This window comes from Gardnerella sp. 30-4, assembly GCF_001641215.1.
In the GTDB taxonomy this organism is placed as follows: domain Bacteria; phylum Actinomycetota; class Actinomycetes; order Actinomycetales; family Bifidobacteriaceae; genus Bifidobacterium; species Bifidobacterium leopoldii.
Map to the genome: position 1 here is coordinate 1 of NZ_LXJL01000167.1, position 1,076 is coordinate 1,076.

General features: G+C 35.5%; 2 protein-coding genes. One reads left to right on the forward strand and one right to left on the reverse strand.

Annotated elements, in window-relative coordinates; translation table 11 throughout:
• Nucleotides 1-160: 160 nt before the first annotated feature.
• Complete coding sequence (locus tag A5294_RS06415) at nt 161-415, reverse strand: type II toxin-antitoxin system Phd/YefM family antitoxin (protein WP_004104916.1); 255 nt, start codon at nt 413-415, stop codon at nt 161-163.
• 383 nt (nt 416-798) lie between these two features.
• Here A5294_RS06415 and A5294_RS06865 point away from each other — a divergent pair, with 383 nt between their 5' ends.
• Nucleotides 799-939, forward strand: a complete 141-nt coding sequence (locus tag A5294_RS06865; protein WP_004104915.1) for a hypothetical protein — start codon at nt 799-801, stop codon at nt 937-939.
• Nucleotides 940-1,076: the final 137 nt, after the last annotated feature.

Genomic DNA, 1,076 nt, shown 5'->3' on the forward strand with positions numbered 1-1,076 from the left:
ACATAATAATGATAGTTATTAGGAATAGTTATTCCAGTAGTGCGTCAATATTTCGTTTTGAATATAGAAGTCTGCGCACTTCCATAGTGTCGTCGATGACAACGTAAAAAACAGAAAAGTTGCGTACGTTAATCCTGTAGTAGGGGTGTTCTCGTGTTGATTAATCTCTTCTCCTTACGCTATCAAAGACGTCAGCTTTAGAAAGACGCGTAGAAGTGTTTGCGGCAAAAGTATCTGCTTCATCGAGTTTTCTTTCAATGTCGTTAGTGAGGGCAGAGTATTGTTTGATGCTCATGAGAACCATAGTTCCATAACCATTTTTTGTAAGGAATACTGGTGTGTTTGAATTTATAACTGTTTCTTCTACTTCTGGGAATTTATTTCTTAAATCGGAAACTGGGCGAATATTAATCATTTTATCAACCTCCTTTTATCAAAAAAGTATCAGAATATTATCAAGATTACAATTATATTAGTGGCTTGGCACTTAAAAAAGTGTAGCAATACTCGGAGTTCTCTCAATCCATACAGAATCAGTAGCACTCCTTTACAAATCGCACTGAATCAAGATATCGTTTTGATGATACCTATTTGCGTACAGTCTAGTTGCTGCGTTTTAGGCTTTGTGTAGCAAAGCTTAGCGAGGACTACCGTTAAAAAGTTTAGTATGCGACGGCTTTAAGCTGGGTTCTTGTGGTTTTTGAGCGTGATTTTGCTGTCGAGTAGTTGTGCGATTTAGTTGCTTATGTTTTGGGGAACAAAATGGTATAAAAATTGTAAAAAAGTTCCCTACATTATTTGATTTCTCATGGTAACGGCTTGCTGGTTATTCCAAAAAATAAGGTTTCTGAGTTTAAGAAGTTGCTTTTTGAGTATTATGAAGATGAAGATTTGCAGGTGATTGCTTCGTTTATGAGGGAATATTGTTGGAAGCATTAAACGTGCATGATGATATTGATTCTTCTGGTTCTTCTGTTTCGTGAACCTTGCTGTTTATGAAGAGTATAGTTTGCTAGTAAATGAAGAGATTAGCGTTGATAATCTAGACAAATTAGTACGGAAAAGTAATATATTTA